The sequence below is a fragment of the Chitinophaga agrisoli genome (assembly GCF_008386695.1).
In the GTDB taxonomy this organism is placed as follows: domain Bacteria; phylum Bacteroidota; class Bacteroidia; order Chitinophagales; family Chitinophagaceae; genus Chitinophaga; species Chitinophaga agrisoli.
The window spans coordinates 597,442-620,166 of record NZ_VUOC01000004.1 but is presented as its reverse complement, the minus strand read 5'-3'; the positions used below and the strand labels follow the sequence as shown (position 1 = coordinate 620,166).

Below are 22,725 nucleotides of genomic sequence, written 5' to 3'. Positions count from 1 at the left end.
TCCGTTAAGCATTTAGTTCGTAGCGGGGTCTTATTCTTTGAAGTATATAGGCGTCGCTTAGATCGTTATAGAATCCTATTTGCCGGAGTTTTAATTTGAATGCCTCCACATTTTCCTTAAATGCAAGGTGTGTGTTAAGGTTGGCGTCTTTGAACCGCTCTTCAGACAGGCCATTGATGATGAGCCCATACCGTTCCCTGATCTTCTGGATCAGGTCTTCTATGGCCAGCACTTTTGTCTGAAATCCGGCCCCATCCGGCTCAAGGACCAGTATCTGAACAAGTGTTTCCAGTAACCGGGTGCCCATCACATACCTCCTGGGGTGTTTCCTGCTGCGGCCCTGGGCAATAAAACCCCGCTCATTATTCTTTTGAGACAGGTTGTCAAGCAGCTGCATATGATAGCGGAACTGGTAGGCGCTTCTCGCTTTCAGGATCAGTTCAATATAGCGGTCAAAATAGGTGGCCTCATATTTCACAATATCATTTATCGGCGCTTTATCTTCTTCATTCAGGATATTATACAGGTTATCCCACTGGGTCTCAAAGTATATTTCAAAATCCTGTGGTTTGTCCTTCAGGATGCGAAGGGCCTTGGCAAGATGGTCTGAATTGTTTTTGTCCAATTTTAACCTTCTCAGTGCGGCGTTGATCTGGAAAGTGGATTTAATATAATCATACATATTATTGCTCAGCGCCTCCGCATCACCCGCGGAAATACGGGCCACTTTGCTTTCAAAATTATCCGTGGCGTCCACAACTATATTCCAGTCCGCCCTCGCCGCATCAGAACCTGATTCCACCATTTGAGGCAGCGTATAGATCAGTTTCTGCATGTAAATGGAGAGATGGAACGAGGTGAGGGTCTTAAAATAGTCGATCAACACATTCCTGGGTATTAATCGCTTATAGACCAGCAATCTTTTTACATCGTCACAATAAAGCTCAGAAAGCTCATGCAGCAGCGGCCGGATCTGGTTCAGGCTGGAGCTGCTGTCCAGGAAACCTTGTTTAACTTTTTTGATGATGTGCAGCAAGCCCAGGCTGTCCACATCCAGTTCAGATCCGGCAGTGATCTCGCCGGTGGCCTGGTTCCAGCCTTCCATTAAGAACTGTTTTAGCTCTTCCCTTACAGCGGGGTTGGCGTTCAGCATCAGGTAAACCTGGTCGGCTGTATTGTAGTCCCTCGTATTGGCCGCATTTCTAACCCTATAGCTCTCCAGGTGAATGGGTCTTAGGGAAGAGATCTTCTCTTTATCCAGGTTCCCCCTATACACCATGTTTACGAGATTGCTGCGCATCCATAGCTCGGCGGCCTCCGGGTTGCTGCTAAATCCAGTTATAGCGCCTTCTTCCTCCAGTTTGGAGAAAACAACTTTCAATGTTTCCAGGTCCACGAATGAATTGTTCTTTTCCCCGGACCGCTGTTTGGGTCTTATCCCATTGTGCTTCAGGAGCATATAGAGGTTCACCAGCGTATTGTCTATATTTACGGCCTTTGCGTCCGCGGTGAAGATCAGTTCATTGCGGAACGAGGTCTCATCCCTGTTTAATTTTATGCCCATAACTATGCTTGCATTGGTGCTATGTAAAGACGGCTCCCGTCTTTGCTGATCCGGAAAAAATCCATATTGTCACTGGTCACTACTACTTCCTTATAAGTCAGGTTCTCCAACAGGTTTTTGAAAATGATCAATTCCACGAATTTCCCCCTCAGGTCATTTAATGAGGGGCTAAAGCCCTGCTGAATAAAATAAAGCATCTCATAGAGATCAAGGGAAATGGTCAGTTTAATATGCTTTTGCGATCTGTGCCGGAAGGTGAGGCTGTCCGGCGCATATTCCAGGTATTTCACCAGGTGATCGGTCCTGTTCACAAACAGCTCAAAATCGTTGAGATCAAATAACCTGAAAGATTTGCTATAGGGGTCCCGGATATCCGTGGACGCCAGTACCAGGTGGTCCTTATCTATGCCCCGGTTGTCGCATCCTTCATTAAGGGATATCGCTCTTGAAATACTGGATTTGGTATAGGCGCCGTCATCCCCCTGTGCCAGCACCCGTACAAATTTAAAAACGGAGTGGTAGGGCAATCTAAGCAGGTAGGAGGAGAACATGGTTTCGGAGGAATCGGTGGCGGCGGATGCATAACCGTTTTCCACAGAAAGCAGCTGCGATTTTCCTTCAAAATACTGATGGCGGATAAATACTTTCTGGTTGGTGCGGATCCTTTGTATCAGTGCGCTGTCTTGCTCATGTGCCGGCCCCCAGATCTTATTTTGATTGAACTCATCGATCAGGCTTGATCCCCGGTCAGAGAACTCCAGGTAGTCGTTGGACTGATGATGGCTAAAGAACAGGTCACGGTCGCGGTCCGGGATGGCTACCTCGCCAATATCTGTTTCCCGTAGCAGTTTTATGAGCCTGTCCTGGTTGCCCGAGTCGTCAACGGATGGGTTGGTGATATTAAAATAATAATATTGCCAGTAATGCTCCGGTTTTGTCTGGGTGTTGGAGAGCAGCGTTTCAATATCCGCGCATTCATGGTCCCTGGTAAGGGTATACGCAATAAACGAGCGCAGGTCACGCATGGTAATATGCAGCTCCCGTTTAAAACTGGCGGTTCTAAGCAGCCATTCCATCCGCGTAATAACCTCTTCACCTGCGGCAGAGTCATTAAAGGAGGCGACATTATACCGGATAAAACATTTTTTCGCCAAAGCGCAGCTATCACATTTATGCCAGCGCTCTTTATTGGTGAGCGCTTTGATCTGGCTTCTTAACAGGCTGGGCTCCTGGCTGTCCTGGGCGGCTACGGACCGCAGGTTAAGGTTAATGATCATCAAACCGGGCGGCAGCTCATGATGCCCTTCGTTATAAAAATAGTTTTCTATGGTATCATGCAGGAACCTATGTTTATTGGTGGTTTTCAGGAACTCTACCAGGCGCCCTTCATTGATGGCGATGATCCTGCCTTCAGCGGCATTATTATAATCTGACAGATCTGAAAACGGGCTGAAGAAACGTTCCAGCACCTCGTTATTGGCCTGTTGCAGCTCGTCCTGCGATCCGTCATAATTGCTTTCAAACGGCACCCCGCCTATCTTAAACTGTGCGCCGTTTTTATGGTGGTGCAGGCGGAGGTCTTTTATGGAATGATCGTGTTCTATCCGTTTAATAAAAGCCGTTTTACCGTCTCCGGCGTTGCCGGTAATGATCACCAGCTTGTATTTGCCGGCGAGTATATCCGGCAGCAGCTTCTTATCCAGTTTTGACGCGGTGTAGGTAAGCTTATCAAATCCGCTGATGTTTTCGCTCGCCCGGGTGCCAAAGTTCCCCGCTTTGGACTGGCTAAACAGGGAGTTAAGATATTTAATGAAATTCCCCTCATTATCCCGGGTCTTTATGGAAGGCACGGGTATGCCGGGCTCCTGCATGATATCATCTTCCCCAATGGCCAGCAGGGCGTTCAGCATCTCCTGGGCGTTGGGAAACCGCTCCGCCGATCTTGGGTTCACCGCTTTGTTCAGGAATGCGGCAAAAGCGGTGGACAGGCGGGGCTCCCATTCCCGGGGATGGATGGGGGCAATGCTCATGGCCGGCATTTTCTTGGGCGCCCAGGGGTATTGTTTGCACACCAGCTCATAGAGCGTAATGCCCAGGGCAAAAGTATCTGCGGACTTATCCCAGTTCACTTTATAGCCATCGGTAATAAGATCTGGCGCCAGGTAGGGGTTGGTGCCTACAAAGTCCCGGTTATCATCAACAAAAGACGCCACATTAAAGTCTATCAGCACAAAGCGTTTTTCACTGTCCCAGATAATGTTCTGGGGTTTTATATCCCGGTGCAGGATGGGCTTGGCAAGGCGCTGCATGGTGGTGAGCGCGCTGAGGATATCCCTGGCCAGCTGATATACCCTGTAAATGGGCAGCCTGGCGTCCGTTTTTGAGTAGGTACTCAGGTTTTCCCCTTCCAGGAACTCCATCAATGTATAAAATTGTCCGTTGGGCGTTTCGCCATTCCATACAAACCGGACTATATTATGATGACTTAACCCTACCAGGGCATTATATTCATCAATAACGGAACTTGCGTTCACACTTTCATGAAAGAGTTTTAACGCATAATATTTCCCCTGTAACTGGTGTTTCACTTTAAAGACCCTTGAGTACCCGCCATTACCTAAGATCTGATGAATAACATAATCCCCTATCTTATCGCCCACCTTCAGATCATAGGCGCCTATGGAAGACGTTTGAATGATGGGGGGATTTGGTGGGGTAGGAGCGAGGCTATCATTCTCTTTTAAAGATTCTTCGATCAGCATTTCTGCTGCTTCAATGCTTTCAATCCGCTTCAGGTCATCCGTGAGAATGGTTTGGTTGCACAGCTCATCCAGCCATTTGGGCAAAGCCTTGTTAAGGGAAGAGGGTAGTTTATCTATAGACAGCTTTCCACCCATCCTGTCAAGATCATAAGGGGTATTGAATGGTTCTTCGCCCACAAAAAGCCAATAGGCGAGCACCCCCAGCGAATAGATATCAGAGGCGCGGGATGCATTCCCAACCGTTAACTCCAATGGATGATAGGGGGTGGCATTAGATTCGTTGATGGTGGCCATTACCGTATACCCCTGGTGGTTATGATCCGTAAAGTAAGACTTTCCAAAATTCCCCAGATAGGCATAACCGCTGATCACATAGATATTATCCGGGTTAATATCCCGGTGGAAGATGTTTTCCTTATGGGCTTCCTTCAGGGCGGCCATTATATTACGGAGAATGCCGATCTTTTCCTGGAAGGTGAATGTTTTAGACCTGGCCTCCGCCCTTAGGGAATTCTCATCCAGGAAATCAGATATTTCGTAAAACAGGTGGTTCTCTTCATCTATTTTAAACTCCACATTAAGGATAAAAGGTTTTGCCTTGATCTTGTGCAGGGCCTTATACTGGTTCTTTATAACTTCTTCCCGCCGGAGGAGCGCTTGTTGTGAGAGGCCCGCTACCTGTAAAGAGTATTCTTTTACTCTTTTTTGAATAGAGGAGATCACGCCTTTGGGTTTTACCAGGTATTCCGTGAAGTTGGGCTCCTGCTGCAATATTTCTATTATTTCATACCCTGCTACCTCCCGTTTTGCATCCGGCGCTTTTTTGCTGAGGCTACCATCCAGGTATTTTACAATATCCCTGTAAATGTCTGCAATATCATTTTCTGTTTTACCCACATTTGCGGGGTCTGTCAGAAAGCTGATCAGCTGCTCATTGAGCTGGAAACTGAGCCGGCCGGCTTCCTGCCATAAGGACGGGGTAAACGTGTTTGGATAAGACAGCGTGACCATGTTTTGGATCCATGCCCTCCCCCAGGAGGAATCCTGCTCTCTGAGCCGGGTGGTTAAGACGGCTGTTTTTTGCCTCCCGGTCTTCAACGGGTTTTGGCGCTGGCGGTCATTTATATACCAATAGTTGTCATCTCCCTCTATACGGCCTTTCCAGTCCTTATTCTCTATATTATAAATGGCATGCGGGCTAACGACCAACAGGTCATACTCCCAATACTGAATACGGTTGTTACGGGGATTGGTGGAGGCGATCTCCACATTAGGCACCAGGTAAAAGCTGTCCGGGAGGTTTACCTCCAGGTAATCAAGCAGGCGCTTTTCTCCGGCATTTACAACCGATTCAAAATAGGGGGGCTTTATGATCCTTGCCATAACGCGGTGTTGTTGATTGTTTTGGTTAGTTTTATACGTGGTTCCTATATAGTAATAATGATCGCTGAAAACCCTGTTTTCACATGAGATTCACATAACGGGAAGTTTACATTCGCTTGCCTGGAGATAAAATCGTATTAAATTCTTTGTGTAAAGAGTTCCGAAGTAGATCTGCGGCGAGGTTTTTTGAGTTCGAAGCGTAACGTGAACATAATATGAGCGATTGGTTTACGTGGTCAGTTCCTTATTCTCTTTAACTATCACTGTACTCCTGAAAAGTGTGGAACAAGACGCGGCAGCAAGGATACAATTATTTGGGGGACTTAAATGTGAATTAGTTGTTAACGCGGTGAGGTTGGGGAAGCTTATTAAAGTTCAGACGGAGGTATTTTGCTGCCCGTGAATCCGTATTGGATACTCAATCGTATATATAGTCAGGTAAAAATTTTATATATGACCAACAGACACCTATGTCTACTAACTTTGAGCATACGGGAAAATGACGATTATTTTGGGGGTATAATTTTTAAGCTATGGAAGCTATAGAGAAGTTATTAAATGACACAGAAGCCGCCCTTTTTTTGGGGATTACAAAAGAGTTATTATATGCCTATGTGAGAAATGCTCCTAAGTTGAACCTGGGGCATACCAGGAAATTGGCGTCCAAAGTAATAGCAGGTAAAAATTATTTTGTAGAGAAGGAACTCCTGGAATTTGACGGGTACCTTAAGGAACCCTGGTCGGCCCCGGATCAGATGCGGCCAGCTATTCCTAGGTATATTGAGGATTATCTGAAAACAGAAATACAAGGTAAATGCCCAATCACAGGAAAGGGCTATCCCTTAGAAAACGCTCACATCGTAGGATATGCAGAGTCGCTGAGTCACCATCATCATAATCTGGTGCGTGTTGCAAAGGAAGAACATACTAAGGCCGATAATGCTGTTATTTCAAGGCAGTTACTACGAGAAACAAAAGATAGGCTAATAGAAAGACTGCGCGATCAACTAAGGCGGGATCTGGACGCTGGAACAATGTTTAAAGCCCCTAACCCACATCCGGTATTTATAGGAAGGGAGGAAAAGCTAGCGGAATTGATCGGGGCGATTTCGCTGAAACGGTTCATAGTAATTGAGGGCTTGGGCGGCATCGGCAAAACAGAGTTGTTGCTAAATGCGTTGAAAAGTATACCTGCTGATTGCCACGTCTTATGGATTGATGTTGAAACAGTGAACAATGTTAATGATCTGAATATTGTATTAATTAATCAATTATCTCGTTTGACGGGCGAACATATTGGCAGTTCGCTGTTTGAAATCCTTGATAAGCTACAGATAGTCCTTGTATTTGATAGTTTGGAGAAACTGTTGATCCATCAACGGAGCGAGACAGAAGAATTTATCCGGACACTTCTTGCTCAAACCCAGGCGCCAAAGATAATAGCGACTTCCCAGATTGATCTGTCACTTATAGATTATCCCAAAACAATAGTTGCGGTGGATGGCCTGGATGTGCAAAAAAGCCTTCAACTATTAGAGACGTTGATGGTGGGACATGCGGGGATAATTGGGGGGAACCCAAGGTGGTTGCTCGATTTTTGCAGTGGACATCCGCTGTCGTTGAAGCTTGTGGCTTCACTGTTAATTTTCTATAAATCTGAGCCGGAAGTTGTAGCGCAACTGAAAAAGACAGGGGCGCTCAAACGACCTATGTTGAATAAGCATGATAAATCTAATGCGCTTGATCTCTGTCTATCGACCGTTTATGATATATTGACGGAAGAACAGAAGGAGACTTTGCAATATTTGCAAGTATTTATTGGTGGGTTGAACCTAAAGTTAGTAACGCTTCATACTCAGGTGCCGGATTTTTCTACTGCCGTTGCTGTTCTCATGCAATTTTTCTTTGTGGAAGTTAAAGAGGATAGAATATTTGTCGCTAACCCTGTTCGACCTTTTTTAAAAGAAAAAATGTTGGAAACGACAGGTTTTGTTCAGTTAAGAAATGCAGCCATTAATCAGATAGTATGGCAGTGTTGGTTTGTGAGTGAGCGCTTTTCCGGTGGTGGCAATAACGGAAATCTAGCTTTGATATTTAGATGGATTGATGAAGAGCTGCTTAATCTTTTAGAAGGGTTTCGGATAGCACGCGAAGAGATCATTGTTTCCAGAGCAGATCAGGACCAGGAGCAGCGTAATAAATATCTTGTTATCATCCAGCTTATAAATGATTTGTTAGGGAGATATTGTTTTTTAAGAGGATTTTTTGAATATGGAGTAATACTAAATAGGGCGGGGATTCAGGCCAGTTTGGAGCTAGGCGAGTTTGAAGGAGCCGCTAATAATTATTTGGGATTGACGTCGATGCAATCAAGACAGTTTGATATTGAAGGACAGGAGAAGACTATAGATGAGTTAGATGAGCTCGCGCAAAGCACGCAGATCCTTTCAATCCGGATAATGGCCACTAAGGCCCGCGCGAATCTTGAGCGTAATAAAGGTAATCACAAAGCCGCCATTGTCTTGTATGAGGAAGCCCTACGTCTTGTGGAGATAGATAAAAATAATAATGACTCGGAGATGCATGATCATGAGGCGAACTATATAAAGGCCGAAATGGCTATGGCTTATTACCAACTGAAGGAGCCTCAGAAAGCTATTGTCCTGTTTGATGCGATACTCCCTTTTATGGAGGAACATTTTTACAAGGATGATCTATTGGCTAATCTGCATTGTTACGCCAGATGTCTTTATAAGATTGGCCATGAGTTGGAAAGCTTTCCATATTTTTTCAGGACGATTGAGGGCTTTAAAGATATTGGACACGGAGAGTATATCGGCCGTACTATTTGGACTTTGGGAATGTATATTGAAAAGTATCCTGAAATAGCCGTCCATCCATCTTTGGATGAAACGGCGTTTGCGTACGCGCTGGTAGATCTTCGACATTCGATCTTGGAATACATCGTGCGATTTTCTGCAACACAGAGCAACCCAGGGTGTGTTAGGGATGATCCTGGACGGGTTATTGTAAAATTATTCTATATCATGAAGGTAATATGCCTGACGCCATATGGTCGAACCATTTCAGAATGGGCTTGGCTTTTGATAAATGAGTTGGGCCACAGAAAATTAGAATTTAATGATCTTCGCCTGACGTTAAATTTTTGCACCATTCTTGGAATTGTGGAGGATTGGAAAGAGTCCTCCGATAATTTGTCAAAAATGATGGAGGCGATCCTGTTGTGCAGTTTACGGTTAACTGGTGAGAACGGACTGGAAAGTCCGAATCGAATGTTTCAATGGTTAGCCATATGGATGAAGCATGTTGGCCTTGATCCAGCGGTATCCGCCGAAGAATTGTGGGAAAGAGCGAATGTTTTAGAATCTCAGTAGATTTAAATAGAGGATTAGATTGAGATAGGTAGTTTTCCCTTAATCTGTTTTTATTAAGATAATATGATAGCTCAGATAATACAAATGATTGGAGTCGTATAATTATTTACACCAATGAGTCCAGGCCTCCCAGATCATCACCATGGCAAACGTATCCAGTTCGCAGTATCTCAACAGCGCTTTAGAGATCATTTCTCTCTCTTTATCAGTCATTTCTGTAAACTGCATTTTCGCATATGCGATCATTGCGGCGCCGCCGTCAGAAATTTCTCCCTCGTCATCAACCGCGATTGTGTCCAGGGTATCGTTGTTATAGCCGTCAATTATCCTTGGAAGTAGGGCATACGGATTGATAACCTGGCCTTCTTCATCTAGCTTGATCCATGAATGTTTTTTGTAGTTCAGACTCCCGATTGTTTGTCCATATATCGGTTGAGCGTACTTTTCCTTTAGATAATTACTTTCATTTAATACGGCAGGTAATATATCTTTTAAGGAATTTGAGCCTTTGGTGGAGGGATGGTAGTAATATCTCTTTACCAGATCCAGCAGATCAACCATATTCCTGTTACCTTGCCAACTTTCTGCGCTGTCCGCTTTAGATTGAGTAACGGTTTTAATCCATTCCATTAATATGTCCTTATCCTTTTCAGTCGAATTTTGTAGTTGGGTATAAATTGAGTTTAGTATTGAATTCTCATAAGGCCCATATCTCAAAATGGTACCTTCGTCTTTCTCTAACTGGGATTTTAAATTTCTAATGAACTCGAAATTAGGAAAGATACCAGCTTGGGTATTTATCCATTCTCCGGCATGTTCAATAGTTCCATCTTTATTTACCTGGTGATGTGAGAATTGAAAGGCTATTGGCTCATAAGGTCTGCGTCCGGAATTGAAGGGAATTGCAACGGCGGTGGTTTCAAAGTCAATAAAATGAAGTGGGAAAGTCCATTTATCCATTTCGGTCCTCAACCCGTTGGTATCGATGAATTGTTGGTGATCACCTGAGACAGCCTTTTCGAGCTGCAGAGCCTGTCTGTCTACTCTTGATAGCCCGGCTGGAACCTGTTTTTTTGTGGATCTGCTTTCCAGATCCTGCGCTGATATTTGATCCATAAAATATCTTCCGGATTGGATGAATTCATTTGTCTTGCGAAAATACCAGATATCCCATAACAGAGGCCTTTCAAAATCAGCTTCTTGAAATTTAGCAATCGTTGTTAAACATTCGTGTAAGCCTGATTTATGCCCTGACGCTATATCATTTGAAGTGGCGCTGAACTCGCAAGTTTTGCATTGACCCGTAATTGCTGCGTCCATCTTTGTATCGTTGAAATAATGTTTAGAGTAGGAGGCAATTCTGTTATCGAAACTATCGTAGAAGTTATCCGGTAATATTTTAGACGTTAATATGCTATTGACGATATCGTCCACATTTAATTCAATCAATATCTTTTGTCCTAAATCGGCAGCGTTTTCTGTTTTGCGCACGATTACCCGGGTTCTTCCATCACTTTTTGATAGTAAGAACATTTGGTTTAGGCCATCGATGGAAGCATTTTTACTTTTGTCAACCAGGCAAAGAAAAGCGGTCACATTAAATTGGGGGAACGATTTGGTAGCTACATACTTTTGGAAAGCTATATCATAAATATAAGACTTCCATTTGGAGCTGATCGAACCTTTCGATGTCGTGATGCTATCGGTATCGGGATCATAGGATTTGGATTTAACTTCAATTAAGTGCAGAGTATTACCTTCTTTTATTACGATATCGGCCCTGATATAAAGATTTTCAAATCGGAAAGCAGCCTCAAAAATTACTATATTCTCCTGTTGTAATAACTCATTTGTGATCCTGAGGCACTCTTCGTGATCAGGGGCCTCAGCGTTTTGCCCGTTTGGATAGTATAGTTTGGCCAGTTCCCCTACTTGAAAACCTCCTTCGGCTAAGGCCTGAAGAAAAGTATCATTTAGCTTTTTATTTACATATTCTTGCTTGTTTGTGTAATAAAGTTTGGCCGGGCATTCGAGGGCCAGCTTGAAACGGCTTTTTGTTAGGTGTCTGGGATCGTTAGGCATGCTTTTCGTTTGAGTAATTAGTCAATAGTAGGGAATGAAATACCCTTTATTTTTCTAAATAGTTCGACGGCATATAGATCTGTCATCCCGGATATAAAATCCAGAACACTTTGGATATTCGAATAAGTATCGGGAGTTTTACTTTTAAATTGAGGCGGTATTAACTTGACGAGCTTTTCATAATAATGAGTATTGTTGTTAATCAGAGCGGGTATAAACTCCTCTAACAGCCCGCCGATAACCTTGTAGCCGGCTACTTCAATTTGTACAACAGAGGAATAGTTGTAGATCTTTTCCCTCGATATTTTGCATATATTATCCCATATTGGCTGTAATGTTGGTTTTAAATCTTCAGTTAGTGATTTATTGTATTCGCTTTGAAGTATTACATTTTGATTATCAAAGAATTTTTCGGAACAATCCAAAACAAGGGAGTTAATGGCCTTTGCTCTTAAAAGGCTGACCTTTGCGTCAAGGTCTTCGATGTTATCTAGTCTGTTCCTTAATTTGTCATCCTCGCATAGAGGAAACAATAACTCTTCGACCTGAGGATATGTCAATATTTTTAATCGATGGGCGTCCTCCAGATCAATTATTGTGTAACAAATGTCATCCGCTGCTTCTACCAGATATACCAGTGGGTGGCGCTTGTAAATCAAGGGGATTTCCTGTGTTCTTGTTAAGCCCAGTTCTGCCGCTATCTTTTCGAACGACTTTTCTTCGGACTGAAAGAAGCCGTATTTTTTTCTGTTTATTTTTGTTTTGTCGTGACCCGCAATTGATGAACATGGATATTTAACGATTGATGCGAGCGTAGAATAGGTTAAGCAGAATGCCCCATACCCTTTTCCGATATATGGATGAGTGAGCATTCTGAATGCATTTGCATTTCCTTCAAAATGAGTGAGGTCATTCCATTGTTTATCGGTTAAGGTATTTTGGTATTTTTTGCCATCACCATCCGTAAAGTACCTTGAGATCGCTGCTTCTCCAGAGTGTCCAAAGGCAGGGTTTCCCAGGTCATGGGCGAGGCACGCGGCTGCAACAATATTTCCTATCTCGCTCATGAATTGAACTGACTCATCGACTTTAGGGTCCCTGGTTTTTATCTTATTGTAAAAGATGTTTCCTAAGGATCGTCCAACGCTTGCCACTTCCAGGCTATGTGTCAATCTATTATGAACGAATATGCTTCCGGGGAGTGGGAAAACTTGCGTTTTATTCTGCAATCTCCGGAAAGGGGAGGAGAATATTAACCTGTCGTAATCTCTTGTGAAATTTGATCTGGCTTCATTATGATCCTCGCTGTAATTGGCCTCATTTCCCCAACGTTTGGCTGATAGTAATTTTTCCCATTTCATTTTAAATCAGATTTCTTGTTGTAATCCCAATGCTTGTTTTATGGAATACGTTTTGTAGATCCCGGATAGAAAAATCAATACGACGCTGTCGCTGGATCAGGATACGTCAATATTGTTCTAAAGGGGAGTGGGCTGCAAGGAAGGCTTGAGCTTTTTTGAATGACGGCAAATAACCGCCGGAGCATCCAGACATGAGTTTGTTTAAGTATTTATTCAGTTGGTATTAAGATGCTGTAATTATCACCTAATATATTTGATGATAGGGTGCTGTCTAAAGCAATATCGTTCGCGACCAATGGCGCGTGGCTGAGACGGTTTATTCTTTTAATTGTATTAATAACATATCGGGCAAATTATGTTTTTGATACCTATACGAAAAGATTGTTGTTATCACGGCTAATAACGCAAAAAATAGGAGTGAGTACCATTATGAGTCGGGTGATTGCTTAATTTCAGTATAAGTTTCAACAAGTGCTGTAGTACTGGATTTAATACCACTGCTTGCAGGTTATTTGTTTTTAAGAAAATTATATATGCTATATGAACATAAATTGAAATTGAATTAAATATGAATTCGTTGCTGGTCTGCGGTATTTCACTCGCTTATTTAAGTAGGTGTTATGTTAGCCAATCACCCATCGCCACTTTATTTTAAATATAAAAAACCGTATTATTGGAAGCATCGTATATTAATCTACAGGCCAAAAGAAACATGTGAATGCGGCGCCTAATCCCCAAATTCAGTATAATAGCCATTCTGGCTTTTCTAACAGCAATTCCACTAACAGCGCAATCACAGGTTATTCCTCCTGGTGAGCGGACAATTACATACACAGCCCGGAAAATAAGGATAAAAGACTTCTTCGAGACGGTTTGGGAACAAACCAGGTTACAGGCATTCTACAATGATGAACAGTTGGATAGCTATGAAATCATCTCCGTTGACTTCAAAAATGTTCCCCTCGACAAGGCATTAGCATGGCTTTTAAATAAAAGACGGTTAACATGGTCCTATCGCAGAGGAACGTTTGTGATCTTTCCTATAAAAAAGAATAGTGATACCGCCCTTAGTAGAATTATAGTAGCGGCTAATACCCGGTCTGTTACCGGTATTGTCTGTGACGAGAAGATGCGGCCATTACCTGGCGTTTCGGTATTTACCGATACCATCGGCAGCGTAACCGATGCAAACGGAAGATTCAAATTGGCGGATATGAAACGAGGTAGTATCCTGCAGGTGAGAAAATCTGGTTACAAGCCAATGCTGCTTTCTTCCTATGCAGATTCCATCAGCATTCAATTGATTGCCCTGGTGGCGCCCCTGAAGTTGATAGATGTAAGTGGTACGCAACAGCGCCAGTTGACCGCTTCTATAAGCGGCGTAAGCGAAAAGGATATAGAGACCCAGCCCGCCAGTAATGTGTTAAGTATAATACAAGGTAGGGTATCTGGGCTTTATATTAACCAAACAACTGGTTTACCAGGTGGCGGATATAATATCCGCTTAAGGGGCAGGAATAGTATTGAAAGCATTACTGATCCATTAATTTTGATAGATGGGGTGCCGTTGCCGCCTCTTCTGACGAATAACTTTTTTGAAAAGCAAAAGACGATACTCCAGCAAGATGTGCAATTGATCCCGCTTGCCAATATTGCTTCCAGTCCGTTAAATCTGCTTTCCATCCACGATATCGCAAGTATAGAGGTGTTGAAAGATGCTGATGCTACTGCATTATACGGAACTAAAGGCGCTAATGGTGTTATTCTTATAATTAGTAAGACGCCGGCGCCCGGAGAACAGTCGCTTACGGTAAATATCTATTCCGGGATAGGACAAGCCACCAGGTTCCTGCGGCTCCTGGATAGTAAACAGTATACAGAAATGAGGCGGCAGGCAATTAGAAATGACGGCAGGGCTGCTTCCACGATCAGTGATTACGACATTTTGCTTTGGGATACTACTAAGTATACAGATTGGCAGAGAAGGATGATCGGAGGAACTGCTCATATTACAGATGCCAGTCTGGAAATTAAGGGCAGCCGGAGGCAGCTGTTCTGGCGGTTGAGCGGGTTATACAGAGCAGAAAGTACGGTGTACCCGTCTTCCCAATTTAATTACAGGAAAGGGAGTGGAAGGGCGCAACTCAATTATAGCGACAAAAAAGGAAAAATAAAGACGGCTGCCTCGGTAAGTTATGTAGCAGATAGGAATATATTACCGGCGGTAGACGTGACGTCCTTTTCAACCACCCCTCCAACAACACCGGAGTTGTATGCCGGTGGAAAGCTGAACTTCGCGAATGATTTTGGGAATAATCCATATGTTAATTTTTTACAGAAATCGACGGAAAAGTCCAGCATCGGGCAGGGATTCATAAGAAATACATATGCACCTGCGGCAGGATGGCTGATCAACGCTGCATTCGGCTTTAATTACATGAAGAACCGGCAAGTGCAGGTATATCCAATGAGCTCGTTTAATCCGAAGGATAGCATGACCGCATATTCCAATTTTTTGGATAACCGCTATCAGACAACAATGTTCGATGCAAGCACTCAATGGAAAAAACAGTTTAACAATACCCGCGTTAGTGTGCTGTTCGGTACCAGGTTATTCTGGGAGCATATGCAGCAGGAAGGTGTGCAGGAGTATTTCGCAAATGATGCTTCCCTCTATGGTAGATCCGGCGCAATTGGAACCCTGGAGCTTTTTAAACCGGATAGTAATTTTCGTGCTGGATCTATTTATGCGAGGGCGGAGGTAAAAAGGAACGATAAATATATAGTAACGTTTACCGCAAGCAGGGACAATTCGAACAGGATAAATAATCAGAACTATAGCGCCGTATATGGGACCGTAGGCGCTGCCTGGGTATTTAGCAGGGAACGTTGGTTCAATGATAGCAGTTTCTTTAGCTACGGGCGGCTTCATGGCAGTTGGGGGTATTCAGGAAATGATCAGTACCGGGAGAGGGCGGATACCAGTAAACAAATAGTGCTAATGGATCTTCTGGCCGGCTTTGGGAATTCACTTGCACGCGCCCCTCATGCGGAGAAAATCCGCAAAGCGGAAATTGCCGTTGAAATGGGCTTTTTAGATGATAAGCTGACCGGGACTATTTGCTACTATAATAATAGGAGCTGGGACCAACTGTTAACTGCCGTGTATTCAAATGCCCTCAATGTCGGTATTCCCGTTAATTATCCGGCAGTTATCGTAAATAGAGGGGTGGAAGTGGATGTGGCGGCTCAATGGTTCCGTTCTGGCCCCTTAAGGATCAATAGCTCCATCAACATATCTTTCCCTGACACCAAACTTTTAGATTTTCCGCATATTGAAGAGCAGGATTATCGGAATTTTTACCGTATTGGAGCGCCGCTGGATGTAGCGCTTACCTATGGAATGGAGGGGGTAGATGCCGGCGCCGGCTTATACAAATTTGCATATGGTGGCAGTGATCCGCAAGTTATTCAAAAAAGACCTTATGCTAAAAGCCTGGTTCCCGTGTTCTATGGCGGATTTCAAAATAACATCGTCTATAAAGGATTTCAATTGGATCTCCTGTTCAGGTTTGCCCGGCAGAATAATTACAACGCTGACTTTGGATTAGCGCCGGAGGCCCCCGGAACAATGTATAATCAGCCGGTAACAGTCCTGGATAGATGGCAGGAGGGGGGAGATAATGTTCCGGTTCAAAGGTATACCACCAACACAGGAACAGTGGCGGGACGGCTTTATAAATTTGCGCTATTAAGCGATAAGCGGATAGCAGCGGTGAACTATCTGCGGCTGCAAAGCCTGATGTTAGGGTATCAATGGTCAGATAGGCTTTTAAAGAGGATGAAGATCAGCAGCTGCAGGCTATATTTACAGGGCGTAAATCTTTTCACTATAACAAATTACAAGGGGAGGGACCCGGAACTAATTACCGATGAGGATATCTACCCTTCGCTAAGGGTCATGACAGCGGGGATCCAGCTCAGTCTTTAGGATCAGAAGGAAATCACTAACCGTTTCACAGGCGCTATTTAATCTTTGGCTACTTCAGTTTTTACTCTTTCCGGGACGGACAAGGCGCCGTATAGGCTAAGCCTGATGTTCGTTGTGGTATTTGAATGATGCAGATAGCATGTGTTATCTTTTATTTTCTAATACTTAAAACCTTGGAGTATGAAAAATGTAAAAATCAGAGTATTAATCGTGTGTCTTATGGTTGCTGGTATTTCGGCAACGGTCAAATTGCAAGCCAAAGTATTCCTGCAGGGGCGGTACAAACAGAGTAACCTGGGCGCGGCGTGTTTCCCCTTTACCACGCTTCCCGATGTTTGCGGCCCTTCAGTAACGGGTACTGTCTGTACTACGGCTTTTGGAGCGGCCACCCGCACCTGGTACCAGGATGCGTGCCAAACGCCCTATTACCGGTTGCCTTGAAGCAGGAAAAAATGACCGGGGCAGTGTTCCCCGGTCATTTTTTTTGACAGCCGCGGTAGCAGCAGGTATTGGTATCCTTGCGGAACGCACGGCTATTTCCTCCTTACCTTGAAATATGAATGGTGCCCGATGGATCTTTATAATATCTTAGGCCAGTGGGCTGGGTCAGATAATCAAGGAACTGGACAAGCGATATTTTATCCGGGGCGCGGACGCCACTGGCACGCATTTCCTGGATGTTGACCTCATCAAAGACTATATGTACTCCATAATCCTTTTCAGCTTCCTCCATTATATCTTTAAATGATGTACCGGAGAACCGCTGTTCTATCCTCTGTACCGGTGCTGCTTTTTTATTAAGATAGAAGTATCCATATACGGAAATACCGAGTAATAGGAGTGCGAATATTATTATCGGGTAATTTGTTGTAACGGCCCGTTTGCGTCCAAGATTGAGCCGCGGCTCTGGAAATTGGCGTGTGTAAACTTTATACCAATATTCCGCCTCATCGTTTGTGGCTATCAGCTCGATTAAATAGTGGTCCTCTTCGTCTATTGTAAAGCCAAGTTGCTTCTTCTCCAGCAGGTCAAGGAATATCTTGACGTTGAAATTTTCTCTTCCCATCATTGATTTAGATTATTATTTAGTGGTTGGTTAATACGAAAGTGTGCACAGCTATGGAGCGCTTCTGTGTCCCGTGAGCGTTAAAAGTCCGGCGTGCGGTAGATAGCCGTGTGCATCAGGCGTATATTAACAGTGAGCATCGTTAGGCTGGTTCGATGTGCCACGGCATTTGCTTTTCATTTTTCAGTAAGTGAGCATGCACAGATTTTTATGGTGATGAGATATGGTACCATAACATTTGCAAATTTGACGGCCAACTAATCGAACGGCCATAAACATTTAGTATCATTCTAATAAAATATACTGGAAAATGAGAACGTCCGTACCATCCCTGTTTTGTCAATGCGACGTCATGGCGTAATTTGTTAATATGATAAATGTCTGTAAGGTCAACCATGCGTACCAATTTTCCCCCAGGACATGATCTGGAACCATGACCTGGGGGAGCAGTATTATGGCAATTAATATGAGATATGAATTACTCCCAACGAATCTGTATAATACCTCAGATCGTAGGGGTAAGTTGAATTGTATAGAAAATCGTCCAGTCGTATATCACTCTCAAACTCAAACCCGCCACTTACAGGTATGTCTCCGATCTGAGGCTGGTCCAGGACGATGGTCTTGCCATATTGCTTGCTGGCTTTTGTTACGAGATCTTTTAACGGCGTGCCGTAAAATCCGTGCTCTGATTTACGTGCAGGCGTAGGGTCTTTCGTAACGAGATGAATCGCATATAATAATACACAGAATAGTAACAAGGAAACAATGGATGCTACAATACGCTTCATTTGCCTGCGTTTCGGCTCACATTCGATCTTAAACTGTGCATTTGGATATCTGTCTCTGATTTTGTAATACCATGCTCGCACTTCCTTTATCTTGATAAGTTCACTTAAACGGCAGTTCTCTTCTTCGGTGGCGATTCCCATGTTGTTCTTAAAGAGCAGTTGTTCAAATTCTTCAATTAGTGCGCTGATGTCGCTTTCTTGCCATTTCTTTTTCATAAAAATTATTGGTTTATCTATTCTATAATTATTGGCTGATTTGTAGCGTGTTGTTAGTCTTCCCATCTGTACAGTTTGATTTTATTGGTTGTCCATAATATTTATAGGGTGTATCACCATCGTTTTTGGAAATAAACAGGAAATAGGCAGGGTGTCGCCTGCGCATATTCGTGTGGAATTTCACTAATGGTGGTTTTATATATGAGTATCTATGTGGATACCTTGCTGATCGGCTATATATGACACGAATCTCCCTGATATATATGCTGTAAGCTTACAGGCTTTAGGATATTATCGCCTGGGACATACGCTGTATGTCTAAGTTGGCGCCAGGAACCGACCATTCTTACAGATAAAAAGGGAATCTTGAGGATAGGGGCATAATGGTCCTTTGTTAATATTCTCAGCATTACATATAAATTTCAACGGCGACGGAATAGTTTTCTCTTGATTATGGGGTGAAATAATATGATTATTATAATTTCATCTTATAAGAGATGAAATCATATGCAATGTTAGGTAACTAATAACTGTTAGTAGTGAACGCTTCGTTAATAATTGTATTATTATTTTATTTGTTTTCATTTTCACCTATTTCCAGCTCCTAAATTTCGATTGCTAGAGATGAACGCAGGTAGGTTTAATAGTGGCCAGATATTGCACCATCGTTTTTTTGGGTGTTTCCCACCAAAGATCTGAACGATCATAGTTTCAATTTCTTTCTAATAACACTATACGCAAATTTAAACCGGTTGTACTACTAATAACGGCTCTTTATTTGGTTAATAATTTTGGTATACCTAAGTTGGTTAATATTACAATGGTATTTAGGCCGGTCATTGCAGCTGCAGGCGGAGGTGGAAAGTTGCATAGGCATTAGGTGATTGCCATCGGGAGTTGGACCAAAGAATGGAAGATGCTGTAGACTTGCAGGCTTCGGATAAAGAGCTGGCAGAAATAAATGATGGTCATTTCATAGATCCGACCAGCCGTGAAACCCGTTTCCCACCGCGGAGTAATTTACTGCTCAGGTGGTGAAGCACGGTGTACATCGTCCTTCATCAGATATGATAACATGAGATGGGAAATAATCCTTTTGCCTGTCCGCGGTGGTCGTCTGGTGGCCGGGAAAACACCGCAGTTGACTCAATTTTGCACCGCAATTGACCTGATTGTCCACCGGGAGATGAAAATATTAAACGACCTTTATATTGTAATCATTAACGGCTGGCTTATGGGTATCACCTAATATATTATGCCTTGGTTAGTATAAGACGTGCCTTTACCGGAATATTGCATAGGAAGAATTTGTGATATGATTATGATGACCATTTACTGCCTTTACCGGTAGGTGCAGTTTATGGACTTTACTGCACTGAATTTACATACTGCTTTTTTCATTTTTATTGCCGTGCTGCGTCCTGAGGCCAGTTCAGAAGAGGAGTAGGGAGTGGTACGGCATCTTACCTTAACTAATTTGTTTTTATGGAAACAGTTTGAGTCAACGCCAGCCCCAATGCCGGTAAAGATGGAGGCTAATGGGCATGGAAATGCTCAGTGGATGATCGGTGCCAATGGATGGGAGCGGGCTTTTAACAGGGTGCTTGCCTTTATCCGGGGCATTACTGGCAATAACAGGCGAAATATTGATAATAATCCTTAAGTATCTAATCAGATCAATCTATGGATCTGGCTATATAGAATCAGAATGGGCCGAAAGGCCCTTTTTCATTGTATCTAAAGATCTCCACCCTTACCGCTCCTGCCACCAACGGCAGCCAGTAAGCTTTTTTATCGTTGGATAGCCAAGTATTGATAAAATCTTTAAACTATAAAAGGCCCTCTGCCAGAAGACAGAGCTAGCCAACAAGCATCCAAAGGTAATCATACCTTGCCGGGATGTGCGTTATTATCAGTTTACTGTCGGTTTTCATTGATCAGGGAGTGTCTTACTGTTTTTCTAGTCTCGTTTGACTAAGTTACGGAGACGTGGTGCTAGGCGATTGCAGCGGAGTTTTTATCCTCCCACGATAGGAAGGTATCAATATAAGTATATAATAACAGGCTGGCGATGACGGTAGAAACAAAACATGCTATAACCTGGCGCCATGCATTTAAGTTTTAATGAAGGAGTTTGTAGTGTACGGATTAATAGCAATGCAGAACCAATTATCTATACTGTCGCCAGATTTTATGCCAATTGCATAGTGGGTTTTAATATATGTGTATGACAAGCTTAATATGTAACGAGCTATTCTATTGGCACGGATTTATTTTTTACAACAATGTCATCCCCGGTGAATTCGCTATATCTGATGATCACATTCCCGGATATATTTATATCGGTTTCGATTGGTTTAATGCCTTGCTCCCATTGGTTGCAGTGCGTGGAAAAGGACGGGACCGCATTCAACCAGTTGTCATCTTTATAGGTAAATACGTGATACTGCCTCCAACAGCTAGTGAACCATCCCGGTAAAAAGCCTAATTCATCTCTTCCGTCCCCGTTAAGATCCCCTACATTGCTTACCATGCCTCCCAGACTATTTTCAATTTTTATTCCGGGAAGATTTGTATCTGAGAACTGTAAATAGGTGGTGCAATCTCCAACGCAATCCATCCCGGTGTCGTCTTCCTTCGGTGGAACTACGGATACGGATTCAGTTTGGCCATCTCCATTGAAGTCTCCTTTTACCTCACCTTGTGTTAAGGCCTGCTTTTTTTTAGCTAGATTTTTATCTGTTGTTAAGTCGCCCTCTGTAATGATCTTCCAATCATATCCCACCTTCCGGAATATCAGGTATGCAGCATATTCTTTATCTAGCTCTTCATTTATAGTGACATGTTTTGTAAACAAGCATTTCACGTCTCCATTTTCCTGTAGTTCAGTTTGTACACCACCATTAATCTGCTGATTAAAGTACCTGTATTTCTTCAATAGCGAAAGTTTGCTTTCAATACAGGTATTTTTGTCCGATTGTGTGCCATACAAAAGAACAGAATTGTCAAAAAGCACAAAAAAAAGGCTTATGTCCCTTGTGTTATGAGCTTTGTTCCAATCGTCTACTAATTTTACAAAATCAGGGGCGGGCGTGGTTGGATGGTCGGAGACGGCTGGGGGAGGAGTATTGGAGGCGCTGGGTTGCCTATTCAGGAATACACCCAATATGATAATGGCAATTACAATTGATACGCAGGTAACTATCACATAGCTCCCCCCGTTATCTTGAGAGGCGGCCTCCGATTGCGTGACCTCCTCTTGGGCACGCCTATTTTGCTCGGCCTCTTCTTTGAGACGCTGCTCTTTCCTTGTATAGTCGTTTCTAAGGTCTTGCTCCCGCTTCCTAAACTCCTCTTCGAACTTTCTTTTTAATGCCTCTTCGAATCTTTTCAAATCGTCGCTATTTACCTTTGAGGAGTTAAATTGTCTTAGCTTCTCGTCATATAGCCTCCTCCTGGCGGCATTGGATAGAGTCTCATAAGCTTCCTGTACAGCTTTAAATCTTTCCTCAAAAAACGATTCTCCATTGTTTTTGTCAGGATGGAATTTTTGGGAGAGTTTTCTGTAGGCAGATTTAATTTCTGTTTCGGTTGCTGTGGATTCGATTCCCAGGATGTAATAATAGTCTCTCATAGACGTATAGGTATATTGTCCGCTTAATTAGGTTGCGGTAAATTTACTAAATATTATAATGTCTTCAGAATTAAGTTAGTATCAGTTAGAGACATCGCGCAGACCGGTGGACATAACATGGCTTGGTACATCGGCATAATCATGAGGAGTAATATCGCTGATAGGGGATTTAATGGGTATGGAATGGTAGAACGGCGTCAAATTATTTCTCTTGCTAAGATTTTGCTTGTCAACCCACCATTCATTTGGTTAATTCATAAATAAGTGTAATTTTGAGTAAGGACAATACTTCTATTTGTCGTCCAAGTTCAATTTTACCCGTGTCATTATTTGCAAAGCCAGAAACACCTATACCGGTGCGATAGTGTATTCCATAAACTCAAAATTACAATAACCATTTAAGCTAACCATGAGCAGTACCTGCTTATAAATCAAAAAAAACTTATCTCTTGTGCATCCTGTTGAATCAGCAACGGGAGG

Annotated in this window: 10 protein-coding genes; 3 read left to right on the top strand and 7 right to left on the bottom strand. The window is 43.1% G+C overall.

All coding sequences use genetic code 11. The features are described from left to right. Positions 1–4: 4 nt before the first annotated feature. Together mads7 and mads6 are read right to left on the bottom strand one after the other, a co-directional pair. On the bottom strand, positions 5–1,564 hold the full coding sequence (gene mads7, locus F0L74_RS21630) for a methylation-associated defense system protein MAD7 (RefSeq protein ID WP_149839997.1): 1,560 nt from the start codon (positions 1,562–1,564) through the stop codon (positions 5–7). Positions 1,565–1,566: 2 nt separating this feature from the next. Next, positions 1,567–5,709: a methylation-associated defense system protein kinase MAD6 gene (gene mads6, locus F0L74_RS21625; protein ID WP_149839996.1), complete on the bottom strand. Its 4,143-nt coding sequence runs from the start codon at positions 5,707–5,709 to the stop codon at positions 1,567–1,569. Between the two features lie 533 nt (positions 5,710–6,242). Between mads6 and F0L74_RS21620 the strand changes: the two genes are divergently transcribed. Next, the gene (locus tag F0L74_RS21620) at positions 6,243–9,104 is read left to right on the top strand and encodes a tetratricopeptide repeat protein (RefSeq protein WP_149839995.1); all 2,862 of its coding nucleotides are present in this window, start codon (positions 6,243–6,245) and stop codon (positions 9,102–9,104) included. A 102-nt stretch (positions 9,105–9,206) separates the two neighbouring features. Here F0L74_RS21620 and F0L74_RS21615 read toward each other — a convergent pair whose 3' ends face one another. Together F0L74_RS21615 and F0L74_RS21610 are read right to left on the bottom strand one after the other, a co-directional pair. Continuing rightward, complete coding sequence (locus F0L74_RS21615; RefSeq protein WP_149839994.1) at positions 9,207–11,186, bottom strand: DUF2779 domain-containing protein; 1,980 nt, start codon at positions 11,184–11,186, stop codon at positions 9,207–9,209. Positions 11,187–11,203: 17 nt separating this feature from the next. After that, entirely contained in the window at positions 11,204–12,547 is a 1,344-nt protein-coding gene (locus F0L74_RS21610; RefSeq protein WP_149839993.1) for a deoxyguanosinetriphosphate triphosphohydrolase, read from the bottom strand. 718 nt (positions 12,548–13,265) lie between these two features. On the opposite strand from F0L74_RS21610, the gene F0L74_RS21605 reads away from it, so the two are divergent. Continuing rightward, complete coding sequence (locus F0L74_RS21605) at positions 13,266–16,538, top strand: SusC/RagA family TonB-linked outer membrane protein (RefSeq protein WP_149839992.1); 3,273 nt, start codon at positions 13,266–13,268, stop codon at positions 16,536–16,538. Positions 16,539–16,757: 219 nt separating this feature from the next. Further along, positions 16,758–16,979 carry a hypothetical protein gene (locus F0L74_RS21600; protein WP_149839991.1) on the top strand — a complete coding sequence of 74 codons (222 nt, stop codon included), beginning with the start codon at positions 16,758–16,760 and terminating at the stop codon, positions 16,977–16,979. 103 nt (positions 16,980–17,082) lie between these two features. On the opposite strand, the gene F0L74_RS21595 is transcribed toward F0L74_RS21600, so the two are convergent. From F0L74_RS21595 to F0L74_RS21585, 3 genes are all read right to left on the bottom strand, one after another. Continuing rightward, the gene (locus F0L74_RS21595) at positions 17,083–17,607 is read right to left on the bottom strand and encodes a DUF4974 domain-containing protein (protein ID WP_149839990.1); all 525 of its coding nucleotides are present in this window, start codon (positions 17,605–17,607) and stop codon (positions 17,083–17,085) included. Between the two features lie 458 nt (positions 17,608–18,065). Beyond that, positions 18,066–18,611, bottom strand: a complete 546-nt coding sequence (locus F0L74_RS21590; protein WP_149839989.1) for a FecR family protein — start codon at positions 18,609–18,611, stop codon at positions 18,066–18,068. Positions 18,612–20,862: 2,251 nt separating this feature from the next. Beyond that, positions 20,863–22,245, bottom strand: a complete 1,383-nt coding sequence (locus tag F0L74_RS21585) for a DnaJ domain-containing protein (protein WP_149839988.1) — start codon at positions 22,243–22,245, stop codon at positions 20,863–20,865. Positions 22,246–22,725: the final 480 nt, after the last annotated feature.

What these genes read in the sequence shown, in the direction of transcription:
- mads7 (WP_149839997.1), bottom strand. Translation starts at nt 1,564, where the DNA reads ATGGGCATAAAATTAAACAGGGATGAGACCTCGTTCCGCAATGAACTG.
- mads6 (WP_149839996.1), bottom strand. Translation starts at nt 5,709, where the DNA reads ATGGCAAGGATCATAAAGCCCCCCTATTTTGAATCGGTTGTAAATGCC.
- F0L74_RS21620 (WP_149839995.1), top strand. Translation starts at nt 6,243, where the DNA reads ATGGAAGCTATAGAGAAGTTATTAAATGACACAGAAGCCGCCCTTTTT.
- F0L74_RS21615 (WP_149839994.1), bottom strand. Translation starts at nt 11,186, where the DNA reads ATGCCTAACGATCCCAGACACCTAACAAAAAGCCGTTTCAAGCTGGCC.
- F0L74_RS21610 (WP_149839993.1), bottom strand. Translation starts at nt 12,547, where the DNA reads ATGAAATGGGAAAAATTACTATCAGCCAAACGTTGGGGAAATGAGGCC.
- F0L74_RS21605 (WP_149839992.1), top strand. Translation starts at nt 13,266, where the DNA reads ATGCGGCGCCTAATCCCCAAATTCAGTATAATAGCCATTCTGGCTTTT.
- F0L74_RS21600 (WP_149839991.1), top strand. Translation starts at nt 16,758, where the DNA reads ATGGTTGCTGGTATTTCGGCAACGGTCAAATTGCAAGCCAAAGTATTC.
- F0L74_RS21595 (WP_149839990.1), bottom strand. Translation starts at nt 17,607, where the DNA reads ATGATGGGAAGAGAAAATTTCAACGTCAAGATATTCCTTGACCTGCTG.
- F0L74_RS21590 (WP_149839989.1), bottom strand. Translation starts at nt 18,611, where the DNA reads ATGAAAAAGAAATGGCAAGAAAGCGACATCAGCGCACTAATTGAAGAA.
- F0L74_RS21585 (WP_149839988.1), bottom strand. Translation starts at nt 22,245, where the DNA reads ATGAGAGACTATTATTACATCCTGGGAATCGAATCCACAGCAACCGAA.